General features: G+C 45.4%; 3 protein-coding genes. All 3 read left to right on the top strand.

Features of this window, described 5'->3' with window-relative positions; genetic code table 11:
• Positions 1 to 290: AAA-like domain-containing protein (locus F6K49_RS49025; protein WP_293109988.1), on the top strand; the 290-nt coding region annotated here is incomplete at its 5' end.
• A gap of 22 nt (positions 291 to 312) precedes the next feature.
• The gene (locus tag F6K49_RS49020) at positions 313 to 579 is read left to right on the top strand and encodes a hypothetical protein (RefSeq protein WP_293109986.1); all 267 of its coding nucleotides are present in this window, start codon (positions 313 to 315) and stop codon (positions 577 to 579) included.
• A gap of 6 nt (positions 580 to 585) precedes the next feature.
• Positions 586 to 1,417 (top strand): AAA-like domain-containing protein (locus tag F6K49_RS49015; RefSeq protein ID WP_293109990.1); only part of this gene is annotated, 832 nt, incomplete at its 3' end.

Below are 1,417 nucleotides of genomic sequence, written 5' to 3'. Positions count from 1 at the left end.
CGTTATATCATCTTAGGCGCGGTGACGTTACCTTTGAGGAGTTATTGAATTCAGCAGCAACCGAATCGGGAATTTATCATGATGACCTTCGACGACAATGGTGGAATCTACAACAATATCCAGAACTGGTCGCAGCCTATCAAAAAGTAGTGATGTCATCCGAGCCAGTGGAATTAGAGCAAAAGCTAGCCTTTAAGTTGCAAAGTTTAGGATTAGTACAGCTCCACAAACAGGGGGCTGTGCCTAGTTGTGATTTGTATCGTCAGTACTTTAGTACTTACCTGGGATAAAACCCATGGATGCCCGTAAATTATGAAAAACCACAACTATCAAGTGGGCGGGAGTTTACCCCCTGATACCCTCTGCTATGTGCGCCGTAAAGCAGATCAGGATTTGTATCAGGCTCTGGTAGCGGGGGAGTTTTGCTATGTCCTTACCTCCAGGCAAATGGGTAAGTCTTCTTTGAGGGTGCAAACTACTCACCGATTACAAGCAATAGGCATACACTGTGGAATCGTTGATTTGACGGAAATTGGTACCCAAGATTTGACAGCAGACCAGTGGTATGCTACAATATAACGCTGTCTGGTTAGCAGCTTCAACCTCCAGGTCAATTTACGAGCTTGGTGGCGCTCACGCTCTTATCTATCCCCAGTCAAGCGTCTGAGTGATTTTATTGAGGAGGTGCTACTGGCTCTTGTTGAGGGAAATTTGGTGATCTTTATTGATGAAATCGATAGCATTCTGGGTTTATCGTTCCCGATTGAAGATTTTTTTGCCCTAATCCGAGCCTGCTACAACAAGCGCACAGAAAACCAAGCCTACCAACGCCTCAGTTTTGTATTGTTAGGGGTAGCTACTCCCACGGATTTGATCTTAGATAAGCAACGCACTCCGTTTAATATCGGACGGGGGATTGAGTTATGTGGATTTACTCTGGAAGAAGCCAAACCCCTAGCGCTAGGATTTAACGGCAGGGTTAGCAATCCCAAAGCCTTACTTAGGGAAATCTTGGGGTTTACGGGAGGACAGCCTTTACTGACTCAAAAGCTATGTCAGCTGATTCTAGAGGATATAGAGCATTGTACTAGACTTCTTTCAGAAGAGGGAACTTCGGTACCCGGAACAGGGAACAGTGAGCAAAAATTCACCACTACAGTATCAAAAACAGTATCAAAAAACTACTGTGGCAAGAGGTGTACTGTCAATCCCACATCGATTGAGTACCTTGTGGGTAGGCGAATTATCGAGAATTGGGAAGTCCAAGATGAACCAGAGCATCTCAGGACTATACGCGATCGCATTCTCAGCAATGAGCAACGGGCTGGGCGGTTATTAGGACTTTATCAGCAAATTCTGCAACAGGGGGCAGTAGCAGCAGATGACAGTTGGGAACAAATGGAATTGCTACTGTCGG

The organism is Moorena sp. SIO3I6 (assembly GCF_010672095.1).
The sequence above is the reverse complement of the archived record's forward strand: the minus strand, read 5'-3'. Positions and strand labels throughout refer to the sequence as shown.